The organism is Paraburkholderia bryophila, assembly GCF_013409255.1.
GTDB lineage: Bacteria > Pseudomonadota > Gammaproteobacteria > Burkholderiales > Burkholderiaceae > Paraburkholderia.
Map to the genome: position 1 here is coordinate 2,385,123 of NZ_JACCAS010000002.1, position 17,006 is coordinate 2,402,128.

Below are 17,006 nucleotides of genomic sequence, written 5' to 3' on the forward strand. Positions count from 1 at the left end.
AGTCTCGTTTCCGCAAATCTAAACGAGACTGGCCAGTCTTGTCAACTGCCCGGCGATCTGTTATTTATCGGGGGATGAACACGTCCTCTCTCCCAGACCTGAGCCCGCTGCAACGCCGTAAGCGGTCCGCCATCCTCGACGGTGCGAAAACCGTTTTCTTACGCCAGGGTTTCGGCCTCGCAACGATGGACGATGTCGCCGCGGCCGCTGGCGTCGGCAAGCAGACGGTCTACCGCCACTTCAAGTCGAAGGAGGCGCTCTTCGTTGGTCTGGTGAGCTCGATGTGCGCTCAGGTGGGGGGCGTGCTTGTCAGCGCTCAGGGCGAGCGATCCGACGAGTCACCCGAAGTCGAGCTGCGCGAGTTGGGATGGGTGTTGGCACAAAGCCTTATCGTGCCGGATTACCTGCGGCTTTACCGGGCCATCGTTGCTGAGGCCGAGCGTCTTCCGGAACTCGGTCAGGTGTTTTACGAAAACGGTGCAAAGGTCGTGCGCGCCTTCGCCGCTAAAATTCTGCGAAAGCAATTTGATGAATCGACTGCTGCATTGCGGGCAGCGACATTCGTTCAGTTGGTGCTAGGTGACGCGTATCTGGAACTGTCGATTGGCTTCACGGTGCCCGATGTTGAAGCGCGCTTTGCGCTGCAAATTGACGAGGCGGTGGCGGCTGCGCTTCGCTAACGATCGCCGCATAGATGTCGAGCCACCGCATGGGCGGCGCAATAGCATGTAGCGTGGGAAGCAGGAACTGCAACCGTCATCCGCCGCGCGACGACTGCGCACCGCAACGGGGGCGCTTAGCCGTTCCCGCCGTGCCACAAGGTCAGCTTGTTCGACACGACCAGTACGCCCGGGACGGTTCGCGCAATTTGCTCGGCCTGGCGGATCTGATCGGCGCTATGCACCGTCCCGCTCAGGAAGACCGCGCCGTCGCGAGCACGGACAAACACACCCGCTACATTGAAACCGGGCGCCCGAGCCAGCGCTTGCCGAACTGCTCTCGACAGAACACTGCCTATGAACACAGTGCAATGATTGGCATGAACAGCCCGTCCGGTGTCCCGGCTGTCGTTCCCCACGGTCTGAATTGTGGTGTGCCAGAAGGCGTGCCGGAACCGATTTCTCTCGTCTAAAGAATCAGCCGCATCCATCACAACCTGGGCATAGGCGCGTTGGAAAGACGCTCACGATCAGGTAGGCGTTCTTTGCCTTTCGGTCAGCTTGTTCTTGCCGCGTTCGGTAATGCGCTCAACGCAGAAACCATCTGTTCACGCATCCAGCCGTGCGCTGGCGAACCGGCGTGTCGCTTATGAAAGAACACCTTGAGTACGTAGCGGGTTAGGTCACTATGTTAAGCGGCCACGCGGCCGGATTGAGAACCGCGCTGAAGGCATGCGCTCTTCGCTCATGGCGTGAGGTCGATAGCAATGGGTTTTTTTGCGGCATCTGGACCGCTTCACACTTGTCGGGTCATGCCTGTGTTCGGTACATGCTGTCGCGGATGGCGAATCGTTGCCACCAGCGGTTCAGTTTTTCGCATCCTTCCATTAACGAAACAGCTTCAAACGCCTGGGTGAAGCAGGCGAAGATTGGAGCGGCGTACAGGTCGGCCACGGTTACGCTATTGCCGATCAGGAACTCACTGTCATCGGACAGCCGGGTCAATTCCGACAAACATACGGCGGCACGCGGCAGCGCCGCGGCGATCTTCTGTTCATCCGCGAGTCGGCCTTCACGAATCGAAACGACGCTTTCGACGTATATTTCCCAAACGAGCGTTCGATACGCATAGGCGTCGAGTATCCCAACGATCTGGTTTGCCCTCGCGCGGGCTTTCGGATCTGCCGGTAGGAGCGCGCATCCGGGGAAAGCCTCGTCGACGTAGTGGACAATCGCCGCCGTCTCGTAGAGACGGAAATCGCCATGCTCGAAAGCTGGAATGCGGCCAAACGGGTGGCGCTTCAAATACTCTTGCGGAACACCGGTCTCGGCGAATACATCTATCTCTATCAAGCCGTAATTGACTCGCTTCTCTTCCAGTGCAAGCCGGGCAATCCGCGTATAGACACTCCACGCGGCTCCGTATAGTTTCACTTCTTCGGTTATCGGCACAGGATTGCCCCCGTCGCGAATGAAACGCGAGGATACGATAGTTCGCTGTCACGCAATCGTCCCACGAGCGTTCGACATTGCCTGACAGCGATTCTATAGATATCCACTAACCCTCTCCGCCTCCGCTCTTTCCCACCCCGCAACGAACGATTGCGCCAGATCCAGTACTTTCGGCCTGTCCGGTTCTCCGTCCATATACGGCGCCTCCGTCAATCGGCCGACGGTCTTCAGGCTGCGGATCATCACCTTGCCGCTGTCCGGATAGGTGCAGACCTCATGCGGATCATTCAAACCGACCGCGAAGTAGACAAGGTCCTCGTCGAATGGATTCGCCAATTGGTGAGCGACGCCGGTGCCCGCCGGGCAAGAAATGCAGTCGCCCGTCCGGATTTCCTGCACGGTATCGCCGTGGCGGAAGATGCCTCGACCGGACAGCACGAAGAACACCTCGTCCTCTCGTGCATGCGTGTGAAAAGGGCACGCCGTCCTGCCCGGTGGCACGCGTGACAGGTTGGCGCCGAGACGCCCCGGGCTCGCGTCGAGAGCCGGCGTTAGGGGCTTCCATGCGCCTCCCCAGTGATCGCCTTCCATTTGCTCGATTTCCTTAACGTCGGCGACGTTGACGACAAGCGGTGGCGTCAACGGACACCCAGACTCTTCTCCCATTTTCATCTCCGTCATTGATATCAGGTTCGGACACGACAGACACGACAAGCGTCGCGATCCATTCTTTTGCCTTACGAGTCCTCAAATAGAGCCTTTCAACAAGCTTTATCCGAAGTAATCTCCGGCTCGTCGTTTACCCGCCCGCTTATCGCTCGGCGTCTTGCCTGGCGGTCGCCATAACGATCCCGCGAATCTCACTATATCGCTCGCGTGTATTGCGCCTCGACTCGTGCGGGAATATTTTTCGGCAGCCGCTAGAACCCGATGGCGAACGATCAGCGTCGCGGCGAAAAGTGCAGTGGCGACCCACGATACGGTCCAACACGATTGTCCGGTCCGCCATCGCAATGACAATCAAGGAGACGATCAGTGCTTTCCGGAACGATGCCGATCAACGTCGGCAATACTGCATTCATGTTGCTCTGCGCGAGCCTGGTCATGTTGATGACGCCAGGGCTTGCGTTCTTCTACGGCGGTCTGGTTGAACGCAAGAACGTGCTGTCGATCATGATGCAGAGCTTCATCTCGCTCGCATGGACTACCGTGCTCTGGTTTGCGTTCGGCTACTCCATGTGTTTCGGTCCGAGCTGGCACGGCATCATCGGCGACCCGACTCACTACGCCTTCCTGCGCGGCATTACCTTGCAGACAATGTACACGGGCAACGACGCCGGTATTCCGCTCGTGGTTCACGTTGCCTATCAGATGATGTTCGCCATCATCACACCCGCGCTGATCACCGGCGCATTTACCAACCGTGTAACTTTCAAGGCCTATTTCCTGTTCCTCACCGGCTGGCTCGTGCTCGTGTACTTTCCGTTCGTGCACATGGTCTGGAGTCCGGATGGCCTGTTCGCGAAGTGGGGCGTTCTCGACTATGCGGGCGGTATCGTGGTGCACAACACCGCCGGTTTCGCCGCGCTGGCTTCAGTGCTCTACGTGGGCCGCCGCCACGTGATGACGCACAAACCCCATAACGTACCGCTCATTGCATTGGGCACGGGCCTCCTGTGGTTCGGCTGGTACGGATTCAACGCCGGCTCCGAACTTCGCGTCGACGCCATTACGGCCTCGTCGTTTCTTAATACCGACGTCGCCGCGTCGTTTGCCGCCGTCACCTGGTTGGTGATCGAATGGCTGAACGCCCGGCAACCGAAGTTCATCGGCTTGCTGACCGGCTCGGTGGCGGGTCTTGCGACGATCACGCCCGCAGCCGGCTATGTGTCGCTCGGCACAGCGTCGATCATCGGGATTATCGCGGGACTGGTCTGCTATTACGCCGTCGCCCTGAAAAACCGGCTCGGCCTCGACGACGCGCTCGACGTGTGGGGCGTGCACGGCGTCGGCGGCTTGATCGGCACGATCATGCTCGGGGTATTCGCATCGAAGGCGTGGAATCCGAACGGTGCCGACGGACTCTTGCTCGGCGGCGTCGATTTCTTCTTTAAACAGTGCGTGGCGGTAGTCGTATCCGGTGTCTGGGCGTTCGTGTTTACCTGGGCCATGCTGTGGTTGATCGATCGCGCGACGCCGGTCAAGGTCCATGCCGCAGCCGAGGAGCGCGGACTCGATACCGAGTTGCACGGCGAAGCCGCCTATCTCGACTGACGTTCCGCCGAAACGGAGAGACGACTGCCGCTTGCTCGAGAGGTAACCTGTGTACGCCAGGACCTGCTATCTCGAGCAGGCTGCACCAAGCGTCGGCGTCGTCTCTACTTCGACGCGTTGACCGTTGACTTGAATGTCTCGCAGTCGCGGTTCAACGAGCTGAAACGTCCCCTTCGCCAACGCATCGCGAAACGCGGCGCAGTCCGGAGCAATCGAGAACTTGCCCAGCAACGCCCAACCTCCGTCGCTGGCCTGGTCGAACACGAATCCAATATTTCCGCCGTTCTGGAAGAGCACGACATTGGTTTTATGATCGCCGGTCAGGTCGACGAGGTAAGCGTCACACTTTATCGCGCCAAAGTTCAGGCAGGTTGGGAGCATCCACTTTCGCGTGACCCGCCCCCAGTCCGTCGAGAGAAATGACGCGGGAACCGACTGCCCCGGCGTACGTGACACGATGGTAAGGGCGAGCGTCGCGGCATCCGGTTGGGCTACGCCCAACGTGCTTCGAGCAGGCTGACGTGCGGCCTGCGTGCTCAGTTCACGAATGGTCGCGGCATTCGGTGTATTTGTCTCCCCTTGCAGGCGCACGAGCGCCTGCACGCCGTATCTCGTCGATCGGTACCGCAAGAAGTCGTAATCGAATTTCTCGGCCGCGATCTTGTTCGCGAGGAGACGGTCGATCTGGCTGTCGACTGACAGACGTGCCGGGTCCGCCAACGGCGTGAATACAGCAATGAGAACAGCGACCGATATCCACGCCGTGATTACATTCACGGGCGCGATTCTGGCGAGCGTGTCGTCGCGAGAAAACGCCGCCCATGCATAGCCGATCGCGTAGAAGTAAGCCACGAACGTTCCTGCACAGGCCAGAATGCGCGGCGGCGTGAGTCCATACTGGTCGATACGCAGCGCGAGTGCGTAAGTTGCCAGTACCACGAGCACCGGAAGCATCAGACACGCGATTCTCATGCAGACGCGCAGCACGCGCGGTGCGGGATTGGACCCTGGGCCACCCTTGAAAACAACGTTGACGAGGACGATTTTCAACGCCGCGACGCCGAGCAGGATCCAGGTGGCGGATCGCGTGGCCCATAACAATCCGAGCCCGGTGAACGGCAGGGACGCGAGGAATCCGCCGACGATGACCACAAGGACCAGCAGCAGCCACGAGAGCAGCGACAGAACAAGCGTACGCGAGCCGCGAATGATGTCCGGCCGCACATCGGTAATGTGCAGCGCCGACGCGAACGCCATCGCGCTGACGGGAATGTTGAACCACGATTCGCGCAGCAGTCGCTCGAGAAAATGCAGCTTCAGCAACAGGAAGAGCGCGGCGCCCAGCCAGAGCACCAGAAAGAGCGCACAGACGAACAATCCGGACAGGCAAACCTGAAGCCCGAGTTTCCAGCTGAATTCGAAGTAAGACTCGTACGGAGCAAACCACGACCTCGCGGTCTCGCCGGTGAGCACGAGGCAATAAGCGATGAATACAATCATGCCGCTATGGAAGGTCACTGTCATTGACGGCAGCGAGCCTCCGGTGCGGCCGTACGGCTGCATGCCGACCAGCTCGACGCCTGCCGATCGCCACGCGTCGTGATAGCCAAGGATCGCGACAACTGCGGCGAACACGGCGAGCCACAACACGAGCCGAGCACGCCGAATTTGTTGCAGGCCGAGGATAAACGCCGGCGGAGTGAAGAGCGTAACGAGAAGCAGCGGGAAGAACAGAAGCGGGATCGTTGCGATGCCGCTGCGATTGTGCGCAGCGTTCATGAGCAGATACAGTACTAATCCCTGGAAAATGCCGATAAGGAGTCGCGGCACGAAAAGCTCTCGACCTGGAGCCGCTTGCAGTGTCCCCCGCTGGTTATCTTGCATCTTTACCCCTCATTCCCGAGTCTGTTTTCTTTTACGGTTGCGCCGGTCTGATGACCTTGTGCGCGAACGCCTTATTCGAGTGCGAGGTCATTATAGGCATTGATCGAGGAGGTAAAGAGAAGCCGGCTTGATGCCGGCCTGGGTCTAGTAATTGCTCTTTATCACGCCCAGCAGGTTCAAGTCCGGGTAATCGATGCACCGCCATCGACGAGTGAAGCCGTACCGGTCACGAAAGACGAGTCGTCCGACGCGAGATAAAGAACCGAGCGTGCCAGTTCTTCCGGCTTCGCCACCCGCTTGAGCGCATGCAGTCCAGTCACGAAGGCTTGCGATTCGTGGGTATCGTTCATGCCGCGATACATCTCCGTGTCCACGGCGCCCGGCAATACCGCGTTGACGCGCACACCTTGCGCGCCGTACTCGGCGGCGAGCGCCTGGGTCAAGCCGATCAATCCGGCTTTGCTCGCCGCGTAGGCGGCGGTGCCGGGAAACGCAAACGAGTAACCGACGAACGTCGACGTGAAGATGATCGAGCCGCCGCCTTGCTTCAGCATTTCGGGAATCTGATGCTTCGCGCCCAGGAAGGCACTGGTCAGATTGGTGGCCAGCGCGGCATTCCAGCCGGCTTCGGAAATACCGGTGGTGGGCCCCATTTCGCCGAGCGTACCGGCGTTGTTGTAGGCGATATCCAGATGGCCGAAACGGCTCACGGTGAACGCGACCAGTGCCTTTGCGAAGTCCTCAGATTGCACGTCGCCGGCCAGATACGCCGCTTCGCCGCCTTCGCTGACGATCTCCGCGACGAGCGCTTCAAGTTCCGTCGCACGGCGCGCCGCGATGACCACCTTGGCGCCTTCCTTGGCGAACAGCTTTGCCGTAGCACGGCCAATTCCCGCACTGGCGCCCGTGACGATGGCGACTTTTCCTGTCAAGCGTTGCATGTTTAATCTCCGGTGTCTTTCGTTGGTCAGTGCCTTGTGCGTTGACCGTGAAAGGAATATAGGCTTCAGTCCTGATTGTCGAAAGGCCTAAAACATGGTCCTATCGTTCAGCTTTTGTGAATGATAGGAGAAGGGTATGGACCGCCTGCGCGCTTTCGAAGTCTTCGTGACGGTGGTGAGCCGCGGTGGTTTCGCGCGCGCAGCGGACGCGCTCGGCACCTCGCCCGCCAACGTCACCCGTTATGTGAGTGAACTGGAAGCGCACCTGGGCACGCGCTTGCTGAATCGCACGTCACGCACGCTTTCTCTTACCGATGGCGGCGAGACGCTTTACGCCCGCTGCAAGTCCATTCTCGACGATGTCGCGGACACGGAGGGGCTGGTATCGTCCGCGTCGGTCGAACCGCGTGGACGGTTGCGCATCAATGCGCCGGTGAGCTTTGGCATTCAGTATCTCGCGCCGCTCTGGCCGGAGTTCATGCGCCGACACCCTGGCATCGAACTCGACGTGGGGCTGATCGACCGTGTCGTCGATATCGTCGATGAAGGCTACGATCTCGCCATTCGCATCTCACGCGCCGGCTCGACCAGCCACGCTGCGCGCAAGCTGGCGACGTCGCAAAACATTCTGTGCGCGTCGCCGGATTATCTGGCTCGCGTCGGCTATCCGACCTCGCCCGCGGATCTGATCGGGCATCGCTGCATCGGCTACACCTATGCGGCCACCGGCGACGAGTGGCAACTGATCGACGGTCACGGCAAGACTCACGCGGTGAAGGTCGACTGTCACATGCATACCAACAACGGCGATACGGCACGCGCCGCTGCGCTCGCCGGGCAGGGCGTGATCTGGCAACCCACGTTCCTGATCGGCAACGATCTGCGTGCCGGCAAACTCGTTCACGTGTTGCCTGAGTATCGTCTGCCCGAGATCGACATACTCGCTATGTATCCGAGTCGGCGGCACTTGAGCGCGAGAGTGCGCGTCATGATCGATTTTCTGGTTGAAGCGTTTGGCGGAGTGCCTCCCTGGGATCGGGATGATGGAGGTTGAGTGGGTGTCACAGCAGGGGTGAGTTAGAACCCGCCGACATGACGTCCCCGCCAATTGAGCCTTCGTTCAGCGCAGAAGCCGGCAACCTAAGGTAGTCTTTCGCAAGCGATCCAGCAGCAGCGACCTTACGGATCGATTCCGACTTGATGGCAACGTTTTCAGTGACCAGATGGAGGGTACTTACTGTGGCTACGAAGAATGGCGGTACGCTGTATGTCCTGCAGGCACGTCCGCCTGCGATCATCGCTTTGTCGCCCGACGGTTCGCACGAAGTCGTTCTCGCGAATCTGACGCGCACACCCGACGGCATCAAGGTCGATGCTGAAGACCAGGTGGTCTATTGGACCAATATGGGAACCGGCATACATCTGATCGATGGCGACCCGGCTTCCGGCGCGGTTCCCCCGAACGACGGCACGATCGAAAGCGCGAATCTCGACGGCAGCGAGCATCGCGTGCTGGTGCCGTCCGGTCAGGCCGGCACACCGAAAGAACTCGTGCTCGACAAGGAAAGTGGCCACCTGTACTGGTGCGATCGCGAAGGCATGCGCGTGATGCGCGCGCGGTTGGATGGTACTGAGGTGACGGAACTCGTTCGCACGGGGAATTTCCCCGACGACACGGCCGACGCGACCCGCCATTGTGTCGGCATCGTCCTGGATAAGGCCAATGGGCATGTCTATTGGACGCAGAAAGGACCGCCGGATGCCGGCGAGGGCCGCATCTTCCGAGCGGGCATCGAGCTGCCTGCCGGTGCGCGACCCGACCAGCGTCCGGATGTGGAATGTCTGTTGGCCGATCTACCCGAGCCGATCGACCTCGATCTCGATCACCACGACGGCGTGCTGTACTGGACCGACCGTGGCGACGATGCGCATGATGGCAATACACTCAATCGCGCCAGAATCACGGCTACGGGATTGGTCGATCGCGAAGTACTGGCCCGTGAATTGAAAGAAGGCATTGGTGTGTCGCTGGACCCACAGGGGCGGCGCGCATTCGTGACCGATCTGGGCGGCAACGTGCGCGAGTTGGACATCGATACGAAGCATGAGTCGCACTTCACCACAGTGGCTCATCTGGGGCCGCTGACGGGTATCGATTACGCTGAAATCTAGGTTGAATCCGTCAAAACTGCCCGGCACATCGCCGGGCAGTTTTGTCATGACGATGCGATGGTCACGGTGGCGGCCAGAGCGCTTGAGGAGTTTTAACGTTGATGCATGATGTCGTGATTGCTGGAGCCGGCCCCGTCGGCTGTTTTCTTGCCTGTGAGTTGCGCCTTGCGGGTCTCTCGGTGTTAGTGCTGGAGCAAGCCGACAACCCCAGCTCTCCGTTGAAGCGGTTGCCGTTCGGATTGCGCGGTCTGTCTGCGCCCACGCTCGAAGCTTTCTATCGTCGCGGCTTATTGAGCGAGATCGAAGCGCCGCAACGCGCGAAAGATAGCTCGGGCAACAGCGCGCCGAATGCCGCGCATTGGATGCAACAGGCGCGCCGACCGGGCGGCCATTTCGCCGGCATTCAGTTCTTTCACGACAACATCGACACGTCGACATGGCAGTATCGTCTGCCGACGCCAGCCGGCACGAGCACGGCGGTCGAGATGGAGTACCTCGAATCCGTGTTGGCCGCTCGCGCGATTGCGTTGGGAGCGGAAACCAGACGCGGCCTCGGCGTCGACGGCTTCGACCAGTCGGAAGAGAGCGTAACCGTTCGCGCGGGCGATGAAGTTTTTCGCGGACGATGGCTCGTGGGTTGTGACGGCGGCCGCAGCACGGTGCGCAAGGTGGGCGGCTTTGAATTCGTCGGCACCGACCCCGAGTTCACGGGATATTCCGTTCAGGTCGAGATGGCCGATCCGGATCAGCTCAAGGCAGGGCGTCAATACACGCCGACCGGCATGTACACCTACCAGAAGCCCGGCACCATCGCGATGGTCGATTTCGACGGCGGCGCTTTCCATCGAACCGAACTGATCACGCTCGAGCATGTGCAGGCGGTGTTGCGCAGTGTCTCTAACACGGATGTCACCGTGACGGCTCTTCAACTCGCCACGACCTGGACGGACCGCGCTTATCACGCGACGACTTACCGCAAAGGGCGCGTGCTGCTCGCGGGCGACGCTGCGCATATCCATTCGCCGTTAGGCGGCCAGGGCCTCAATCTCGGTCTCGGCGATGCGATGAATCTTGCGTGGAAGCTTGCCGCTACGCTTCGTGGCGACGCGCCGGCGGGTCTGCTCGACAGCTACACGAACGAAAGGCATCCGGTGGGCGTGCAGGTTCTCGACTGGTCACGCGCCCAGGTTGCGCTCATGCGGCCGAGCCGCAGTTCGCGTGCGCTCGAAGCCATCATTCGCGATCTCATCGACACGCGCGATGGCGCCACCTACTTCGCCGAGCGCGTTTGGGGCACGGCGCTGCGCTACGACCTCGGCGGTAGTCATCCGCTCGTGGGCCGCAGCGCGCCCGATTTCGAGTTGATCGACGGGACGAAGCTCGGCCCGCTTCTCTTGAATGGAGGCGGCGTGTTGCTGGACTTTGATTCGCGTCCTTCGCTTCGGGCATTGGCGAACCGCTGGAGCGACCGGATCGCGTACGTCGGCAGTGACGTTAAGGAGCGGCTCGGCTTGAGCGCGGTGCTCGTGCGTCCTGATGGATTCGTCGCCTGGGTTGGTGAGGCGTCTCCGGATCATGACGAGGCCGCGCTGGCTGCGTCGCGATGGTTCGGCGAACCAGCGAGCCGTGAGTCCGCCTGAGGGGCGTGCGCCGCCGCTGAAACAAAAGATTTTCGAAGTCAGCCAAAATATTTGTTCTCCTGAAACGTCTCCCCATGTTCCGGATACTTCATCCGCCAGGTTGAGCCCAAGGAGAACCTATGACTTCGACCACCACGGCACTTCTGCAACGACTTCACGAACAGAGCCTGACGGAAGTCATGGCCCGCGCGCGGGCGCAGTTCCACGGCACGAGCGAGGAGTTCACGACACTCGCTGACGAATACGACATGCTTGCGCCTCGACTGCGCGGCCGATTTCTCGAATCGCATGGTCTGACTAGTGAAGATTTCGAATCCTCGCAAGGCACTGCGCTGTCGTTAGCCGTCACGCCGGAAATGGGCGAGTTTTTACGCAACATGGTGCTGGCACACAGGCCGGCCCGGATTCTTGAGCTCGGCAGTTCCTGCGGCGTGTCCACGCTGTATTTCGCCGACGCTCTGTGCACGATAGGCAGCGGCATCGTTGTAGCGACCGAGCTTGACCCCGGAAAGTGCGCACAGCTTCGAGCCCACGTGAGCGCGGCGGGTGTGGACGCTTACGTCGATCTGAGGGACGGCGACGTGTTCCAGACCGTTGCTGAACTGGGCGGCACATTCGACATGGTGTTTATGGACGTATGGGCCGATGCGTATCTGGATCTGTTCCGGGACATCGAGCGTCTGCTACGTCCGGGCTCGATCGTTCTTGCCGACAACATGTACACCGCCGAGGACGCCGTCTGGTACTACAAGCAGTACCTTGAAGGCAACCCGCGCTTTTCGACCACGACGCTGGGCTTTGAGTCAGGGGTTGAATTTACAGTCGTTGCTGCCTAGTTCGAGGTTCAATCCCTCCCGGGAAATTTTGCTTTCCAGACCGCTCGCCGGTATTGTGTTGGGCATCGCCGGACAGCCGGCTCGACAATCTACGGGGGCCGATAGCGGCACCCGTGCAACGAACGAGCACCAAGACGTGAGTGAGCGGGAAGCGAGTTCCATCGATGCGATTAATTACACTTTCGGCTATTGCGACGAGCTGAATCCACTACGCCTGAAACTTCCTTTGCTCCAGGCAGGGCTTGCGTTGCCGAGCGTGCATACCGCTTGCGAGCTGGGCTTTGGCCACGGTGTGAGTGTGAATATTCACGCGGCAGGGTCGGCGACGCGATGGTATGGCACCGACTTCAATCCGTCTCACGCAAACTTCGCACGGCAACTCGTGGACAGTGCCGAATCGCCTGCGCAATTGTTCGGCGAGTCTTTTTCGGAGTTCTGCCGGCGCGACGATTTGCCGGACTTCGATTTCATCGGTATGCACGGCATCTGGAGCTGGATTGCCGCAGAGAATCGTGCGCTGATTGTCGAGTTCATCCGCCGCAAGCTCAAAGCCGGTGGCGTGCTGTATTTGAGCTACAACACCCAGCCAGGGTGGACTGCGATGGTGCCCGTGCGCGAATTGATGCAGCGGCATTTTCAGGTCGATCCCGCAGCCGAACCGGGCAACCGCGCGGACGCCGAAGCGCCTGTGCCGGCACGCATTAGCGCCGCCGTCGATTTTGCGCGGGCTGTATTTGCGACGCAGCCGGGCTACGCGTTGGTTAACCCCCTGCTTGCCGAGCGCGTCGACGCGTTGTCCCAGGCGAACCCAAATTATCTCGCGCATGAGTATTTCGCTCGCGACTGGCACCCCATGTCATTCCTGCAAGTTGCCTCGTCGCTAGAGGCGGCGGGTTTGACTTACGCGGGATCAGCCGACTATCGCGATCATATTGATGAGATCAATCTCACGCCGGTGCAACGCGATCTGTTAGCGACTATTGCAGATACGGGCTTGCGAGAAACCACTCGCGACTTTTGTGTTAACCGATCGTTGCGGCGCGATTACTGGGTTAAGGAACCACGCACGCTCTCTGACGATGAGCGTGACGCGGCATTGCGCGCACATCGTGTGATCCTGGCGCTGCCGAGAGATGCGGTGGCGCTGAAGGTGCGCGGCGCGCTCGGTGAGACGACGCTGCCGGAAGCTTTATACGGCCCTATTCTGGACGCGCTGTCCAGCCATCGCCCTACGACGCTCTCCGAGATCGAACACGGCGTCCGCGCGCGGGGCGTCACATTTGCGCAGCTCGTCAAGGCTGTGACGCTGCTGGTCAGCATGGGCGCATTGCTGAACGTCCAGGACGACGTGCGTATCAGTGCCGCGCGGCCGTTGTCGGCGAGGCTGAATGCGGCGATTTGCGAGCAGGCGCGCCATGGTGAGGACGTTCAGTTTCTGGTGAGCCCGATTTCGGGATCGGGCATCTTTATGCCGCGTGTGGCCCAACTCTTTTTATTGGCGAGATTGCACCACCTGCAGCAGCCGGAGCAATGGGCCGAATTCGCCGAGGCTGTGCTGCGTGCGGATCGTGCGGATTCACAGGCTGGGCGCGAACCAGCGGCGCTGCAGTCTGCCACGGTTCCATCTGGCGCCGACATGATCGCGAAAGCGAACCGCTTTGCTCAGGTTCATCTACCGATATTGCAGGCGCTGGGTATCGCTTGACATGAGATTGCGGTCTAGTCCTTTACTCGGATGCCGCCGAAAACCCGAGGTATTCGAATCCCACCGGACTGTTTGCCTCGACGAGAGAACCGAGCGCGCCCACCGACACCAGTGCGTCGACAGTCGTTTGACGATTGGACACGAAACGCCACGTCGGCGGCTGCGTCAGCGCCGTGCGTTCGTTACTGGCCAGAAGCAACGCCGCGAGCAGATCGATGGGATCGGGCGAATGCGCAACAAAGCCTTCATTCGACACCGCAGCCTGATCAATACCCAGCAACGCACACACCTGCTGCTTGATGGCGAGGTCGTTCTCATCGGACTCGCGCGACTGCTGGATCAACGCGAACGTGTCCGCGTCGATCAGCTTGCCTGCGCGCAGTAGCGGCGGTAATCCAGGCGTCCACGCTTCGGGCGGACAGGCTTTGTGCGTTGGCGTCAGTTCGATGAAGGGATTGATCTCCGCCGGGTAGATGCGGCACACCAACGGCCTTTGTTCATAGATACCGCAACGCATATCGGGCTGGAGATTGGGGCAGGGTCCCGCATGCGTGGCCGCCAGAATGGCCACGACCCGTGTTGGCAGTGACCCGCTCATCGCGGCAAACGAACGACGACGTTTGTGCGCCGCCTGAAGATTGTCCGCAGGCGGCTCCTCAAGCCACGGCAACGCCTCGCACATAATCTGCACGTTGTCGCCGCGCTCCAGCCAGGCGAAGGCTTCCTTGACCGTCAACGGCAAACGTAGATCGTGACAGCATTTGCCGCACATCGTGCACTCGAAATCGATATCCATACCTGATTGCCCTTGCGTCGCGCGACGCGGTCCGGTTGTCCAGCAGTCGGATTTAGTCGCGCAACGGCGGCCGATCTGACAGGCGGCTCGTCATTTTTTTGCAAACGCCGGCCGGATTCTGCGGGATCGGTTCCTCACGTGCGTATGCCCTGCGGGAATAGCTGTTATGTGTCCGCGGGGACTACTGCGTGGAAGGCGATTGCCTGACCATGGTTTCCGCGACGTGCCACCCGGCACTCAACTACATGGCTTACGCAAGGAGCAGTCAACATGTCACTGCAAGACAAACTCGACGCCTTCAAGGCAGACTTCAAAGCGGGCAAGGCGCCTTATTTCGCTCCGCCCGAGATCCATCCGGTGATGGAGCGCGCCACGGCCGAACTGATCGCATCAGGACAGGCCGAACGCGCATTGAGAGCCGGCGACAAGGCACCGGCTTTCACGCTAACCGATCCGGACGGCACGCTGGTTTCCTCAACCGAACTGCTGGAGAAAGGCCCGGTCGTGATCAGCTTCTATCGCGGCGTCTGGTGCCCGTACTGCAACATGGAATTGCAGGCGCTCGAGGAAGCGTTGCCGGAATTTCAGGCGGCAGGCGCAAGCCTGGTCGCGATCTCGCCGCAGACGCCGGTGAATAGCCGCAAGTCGGTCCGTCAGAACAAGCTCAGCTTTGCCATTCTGAGCGACGCTCGCAACGACGTCGCTGCCGCGTTCGGCTTGCGTTTCGCGTTGCCTGATTATCTGGTCGAGTTATACAAGGCGCTGAAGAACGACCTGCCGGCGGTGAACGGCGATCCGAGCTGGACGCTACCGATGCCCGCGCGCTACGTGGTCGGCCAGGACGGCACGATCCTGTATTCGGAAGTGAATCCCGACTACACGCGTCGGCCAGAACCCGCCGATATGCTGGCGGCTTTAGGCCGGTCTCGCGTGAATGCATCCTGAGACAGTGGAGCGGATTGCACAGGCAGGCCGCGCGGCCGCACTAGGTGGTCGGGGCCGCCAATCCCAGGGTCGCCTCAACGAAGGTGACGAACGCGCGCGCCTTCGCACTGGCCATACGACCGGTCGGAAAGACGGCCCACAGATCGACCGGCGGCAAGGTCCAGTCGGCTACCACCGCCTTGACCGCACCGCTCGCGAGCTCCGGCGCAAACATCCATTCGGATGCAATCGCCACGCCCATGTCGGCGAGCACGGCCGCACGGACGCCTTCGGCAGCAGTGACGCGCATCCGGCCGGATACTGCCACCGCCGTCTCCGAACTGCCCCGTTTGAACGACCATGTCGCGCCGCCGCCGCGTTGCTCGTAAATAATCGCCTCGTGCGTAATGAGGTCGGCCGGGACGTTCGGCGTCCCAGCCAATTCAAAGTAAGCGGGCGTTCCGACGACGATCCGCCGACTCTGCCCGATCTTGCGCGCGGTCATGCTCGAGTCGCCGAGTGCGCCCATACGCAGCGCGACATCGATACCCTCTTCGAGCAGGTCGATATGGCGGTCGTCGAGCACGACTTCGAGTGTCAGACCCGGGTGTGCGGCCAGAAACGCCTTCATCGACGGAACAATGCGCAAGCGTGCAAACGTCACCGGAGCGCACACTCGCAGTCTTCCCGACAGACTTGCGCCCGAGATACGCACGGCGAGCTCGGCCTCGTCAGCTTCCTCGATGACGCGCTTTGCCCGCTCGTAAAACTTCTGGCCGGCATCCGTGGGCGTGAGGCCGCGTGTCGAGCGCAGCAGCAAGCGCACCCCGAGCCTTTCCTCCAGTTGCGCAATCGACTTCGATACCGCCGGCTGACCCACGTTCAGGCGGCGCGCAGCAGCGGAAAACGACCCGGCCTCGATCACGCCGATGAAGGTCTCCATCGCAATCAATCTGTCCATTTCGTCATTCCTCCAGGGAATGAATGATATTCAAGGAGCAACAAAGATGGAACTCAAGCAGGAGCTAGTGGCTTTTCGCGCCGACTACGAGCGTACGGCACCGGCCGAACGGATTGCGCTTTACAACGCCAAGGTGGAGGAACTGAGAGCGAGCTTCCAGATGGACGGCGTCCTCGCCGCAGGACAGCGCGCACCTGATTTTGAGCTGCCGAGCGCATCGGGGAGGGCGGTTTCGCTGGCGGAAGTTCTTCAGAAGGGCCCTGCCGTTCTGGTCTTCTATCGTGGTGGGTGGTGTCCTTACTGCAACATTCAACTTAGAGCGTACCAACAGGTGCTGCCGGAGATATTGCAACTCGGCGCCAACCTGATTGCCATTTCGCCCCAGTTGCCGGATGGGTCACTCTCCACCGCCGAGCGCAATGCGCTCGACTTTGCGGTGCTGAGCGACGCCGGCAATGGCGTCGCCCAGTCGTTCGGTCTTGTCTATTCGCTTCCGGAAGAACTACGCCAGGCATTACGTTCGGTCGACAAAGCGCTGCCGGACATCAACGGCGACGAAAGCTGGGCATTGCCGGTTCCGGCGACCTTTGTGATCGCTAGCGATGGACGCATCGCTTTGTCTCACGTCGACATTGACTACCGGGGGCGCTGCGAACCCGAGGTCGTACTGTCAGTGCTTCGCTCATAGGAAACGTCCGTTTCTGGCCCGAACGGAGCCTTCTGCAGGGCGGTGCGCCCGATTCCTCGCCATCACGCTTTCCG

The 17,006-nt window shown here is 60.6% G+C and carries 16 protein-coding genes; 9 read left to right on the plus strand and 7 right to left on the minus strand.

Translation table 11 applies throughout. The features are described from left to right. Nucleotides 1-74 precede the first annotated feature (74 nt). Entirely contained in the window at nucleotides 75-680 is a 606-nt protein-coding gene (locus GGD40_RS31615; RefSeq protein WP_179746279.1) for a TetR/AcrR family transcriptional regulator, read from the plus strand. 116 nt (nucleotides 681-796) lie between these two features. Here GGD40_RS31615 and GGD40_RS31620 read toward each other — a convergent pair whose 3' ends face one another. From GGD40_RS31620 to GGD40_RS31630, 3 genes are all read right to left on the minus strand, one after another. Then, a complete protein-coding gene (locus GGD40_RS31620; RefSeq protein ID WP_179746280.1) occupies nucleotides 797-1,150 on the minus strand; it encodes a BON domain-containing protein in 354 nt (117 codons plus the stop codon). Nucleotides 1,151-1,469: 319 nt separating this feature from the next. Next, a complete protein-coding gene (locus GGD40_RS31625; RefSeq protein WP_373565383.1) occupies nucleotides 1,470-2,111 on the minus strand; it encodes a glutathione S-transferase family protein in 642 nt (213 codons plus the stop codon). 93 nt (nucleotides 2,112-2,204) lie between these two features. Next, nucleotides 2,205-2,777 (minus strand): cupin domain-containing protein, encoded by a 573-nt coding sequence (locus GGD40_RS31630; protein ID WP_179746281.1) that lies wholly within the window; start codon nucleotides 2,775-2,777, stop codon nucleotides 2,205-2,207. Between the two features lie 369 nt (nucleotides 2,778-3,146). Between GGD40_RS31630 and GGD40_RS31635 the strand changes: the two genes are divergently transcribed. After that, the gene (locus GGD40_RS31635) at nucleotides 3,147-4,385 is read left to right on the plus strand and encodes an ammonium transporter (protein ID WP_218901368.1); all 1,239 of its coding nucleotides are present in this window, start codon (nucleotides 3,147-3,149) and stop codon (nucleotides 4,383-4,385) included. A 66-nt stretch (nucleotides 4,386-4,451) separates the two neighbouring features. On the opposite strand, the gene GGD40_RS31640 is transcribed toward GGD40_RS31635, so the two are convergent. Both GGD40_RS31640 and GGD40_RS31645 read right to left on the minus strand, forming a co-directional pair. Next, complete coding sequence (locus GGD40_RS31640) at nucleotides 4,452-6,269, minus strand: DUF4153 domain-containing protein (RefSeq protein ID WP_179746282.1); 1,818 nt, start codon at nucleotides 6,267-6,269, stop codon at nucleotides 4,452-4,454. A gap of 176 nt (nucleotides 6,270-6,445) precedes the next feature. Beyond that, nucleotides 6,446-7,210 (minus strand): SDR family oxidoreductase, encoded by a 765-nt coding sequence (locus GGD40_RS31645; RefSeq protein ID WP_179746283.1) that lies wholly within the window; start codon nucleotides 7,208-7,210, stop codon nucleotides 6,446-6,448. Between the two features lie 136 nt (nucleotides 7,211-7,346). Between GGD40_RS31645 and GGD40_RS31650 the strand changes: the two genes are divergently transcribed. From GGD40_RS31650 to GGD40_RS31670, 5 genes are all read left to right on the plus strand, one after another. Further along, the gene (locus GGD40_RS31650; RefSeq protein WP_179746284.1) at nucleotides 7,347-8,264 is read left to right on the plus strand and encodes a LysR family transcriptional regulator; all 918 of its coding nucleotides are present in this window, start codon (nucleotides 7,347-7,349) and stop codon (nucleotides 8,262-8,264) included. Nucleotides 8,265-8,449: 185 nt separating this feature from the next. Beyond that, a complete protein-coding gene (locus GGD40_RS31655; protein WP_179746285.1) occupies nucleotides 8,450-9,382 on the plus strand; it encodes a hypothetical protein in 933 nt (310 codons plus the stop codon). A 101-nt stretch (nucleotides 9,383-9,483) separates the two neighbouring features. Beyond that, nucleotides 9,484-11,022 (plus strand): FAD-dependent monooxygenase, encoded by a 1,539-nt coding sequence (locus GGD40_RS31660; RefSeq protein ID WP_179746286.1) that lies wholly within the window; start codon nucleotides 9,484-9,486, stop codon nucleotides 11,020-11,022. A gap of 119 nt (nucleotides 11,023-11,141) precedes the next feature. Continuing rightward, nucleotides 11,142-11,858, plus strand: coding sequence for an O-methyltransferase (locus GGD40_RS31665; protein WP_179746287.1), 717 nt, complete (start codon nucleotides 11,142-11,144; stop codon nucleotides 11,856-11,858). Between the two features lie 136 nt (nucleotides 11,859-11,994). Beyond that, a complete protein-coding gene (locus tag GGD40_RS31670; protein WP_179746288.1) occupies nucleotides 11,995-13,563 on the plus strand; it encodes a class I SAM-dependent methyltransferase in 1,569 nt (522 codons plus the stop codon). A gap of 22 nt (nucleotides 13,564-13,585) precedes the next feature. Here the strand turns inward: GGD40_RS31670 and GGD40_RS31675 are convergent, their stop codons facing one another. Then, on the minus strand, nucleotides 13,586-14,359 hold the full coding sequence (locus tag GGD40_RS31675; RefSeq protein WP_179746289.1) for a YkgJ family cysteine cluster protein: 774 nt from the start codon (nucleotides 14,357-14,359) through the stop codon (nucleotides 13,586-13,588). 270 nt (nucleotides 14,360-14,629) lie between these two features. Between GGD40_RS31675 and GGD40_RS31680 the strand changes: the two genes are divergently transcribed. After that, the gene (locus tag GGD40_RS31680) at nucleotides 14,630-15,304 is read left to right on the plus strand and encodes a peroxiredoxin-like family protein (RefSeq protein WP_179746290.1); all 675 of its coding nucleotides are present in this window, start codon (nucleotides 14,630-14,632) and stop codon (nucleotides 15,302-15,304) included. Nucleotides 15,305-15,344: 40 nt separating this feature from the next. Here GGD40_RS31680 and GGD40_RS31685 read toward each other — a convergent pair whose 3' ends face one another. Further along, on the minus strand, nucleotides 15,345-16,244 hold the full coding sequence (locus tag GGD40_RS31685) for a LysR family transcriptional regulator (RefSeq protein ID WP_179746291.1): 900 nt from the start codon (nucleotides 16,242-16,244) through the stop codon (nucleotides 15,345-15,347). Between GGD40_RS31685 and GGD40_RS31690 the strand changes: the two genes are divergently transcribed. Further along, nucleotides 16,213-16,932, plus strand: a complete 720-nt coding sequence (locus GGD40_RS31690) for a peroxiredoxin-like family protein (RefSeq protein WP_257030639.1) — start codon at nucleotides 16,213-16,215, stop codon at nucleotides 16,930-16,932. The two genes, GGD40_RS31685 and GGD40_RS31690, sit on opposite strands and share 32 nt — an antisense overlap. The last annotated feature ends 74 nt before the right edge of the window (nucleotides 16,933-17,006 follow it).

Coding starts and splice junctions, on each gene's coding strand:
- GGD40_RS31680 (WP_179746290.1), top strand. CDS start 14,630: ATGTCACTGCAAGACAAACTCGACGCCTTCAAGGCAGACTTCAAAGCG.
- GGD40_RS31640 (WP_179746282.1), bottom strand. CDS start 6,269: ATGCAAGATAACCAGCGGGGGACACTGCAAGCGGCTCCAGGTCGAGAG.
- GGD40_RS31685 (WP_179746291.1), bottom strand. CDS start 16,244: ATGGACAGATTGATTGCGATGGAGACCTTCATCGGCGTGATCGAGGCC.
- GGD40_RS31690 (WP_257030639.1), top strand. CDS start 16,213: ATGAAGGTCTCCATCGCAATCAATCTGTCCATTTCGTCATTCCTCCAG.
- GGD40_RS31645 (WP_179746283.1), bottom strand. CDS start 7,210: ATGCAACGCTTGACAGGAAAAGTCGCCATCGTCACGGGCGCCAGTGCG.
- GGD40_RS31660 (WP_179746286.1), top strand. CDS start 9,484: ATGCATGATGTCGTGATTGCTGGAGCCGGCCCCGTCGGCTGTTTTCTT.
- GGD40_RS31615 (WP_179746279.1), top strand. CDS start 75: ATGAACACGTCCTCTCTCCCAGACCTGAGCCCGCTGCAACGCCGTAAG.
- GGD40_RS31630 (WP_179746281.1), bottom strand. CDS start 2,777: ATGGGAGAAGAGTCTGGGTGTCCGTTGACGCCACCGCTTGTCGTCAAC.
- GGD40_RS31665 (WP_179746287.1), top strand. CDS start 11,142: ATGACTTCGACCACCACGGCACTTCTGCAACGACTTCACGAACAGAGC.
- GGD40_RS31620 (WP_179746280.1), bottom strand. CDS start 1,150: ATGGATGCGGCTGATTCTTTAGACGAGAGAAATCGGTTCCGGCACGCC.
- GGD40_RS31675 (WP_179746289.1), bottom strand. CDS start 14,359: ATGGATATCGATTTCGAGTGCACGATGTGCGGCAAATGCTGTCACGAT.
- GGD40_RS31650 (WP_179746284.1), top strand. CDS start 7,347: ATGGACCGCCTGCGCGCTTTCGAAGTCTTCGTGACGGTGGTGAGCCGC.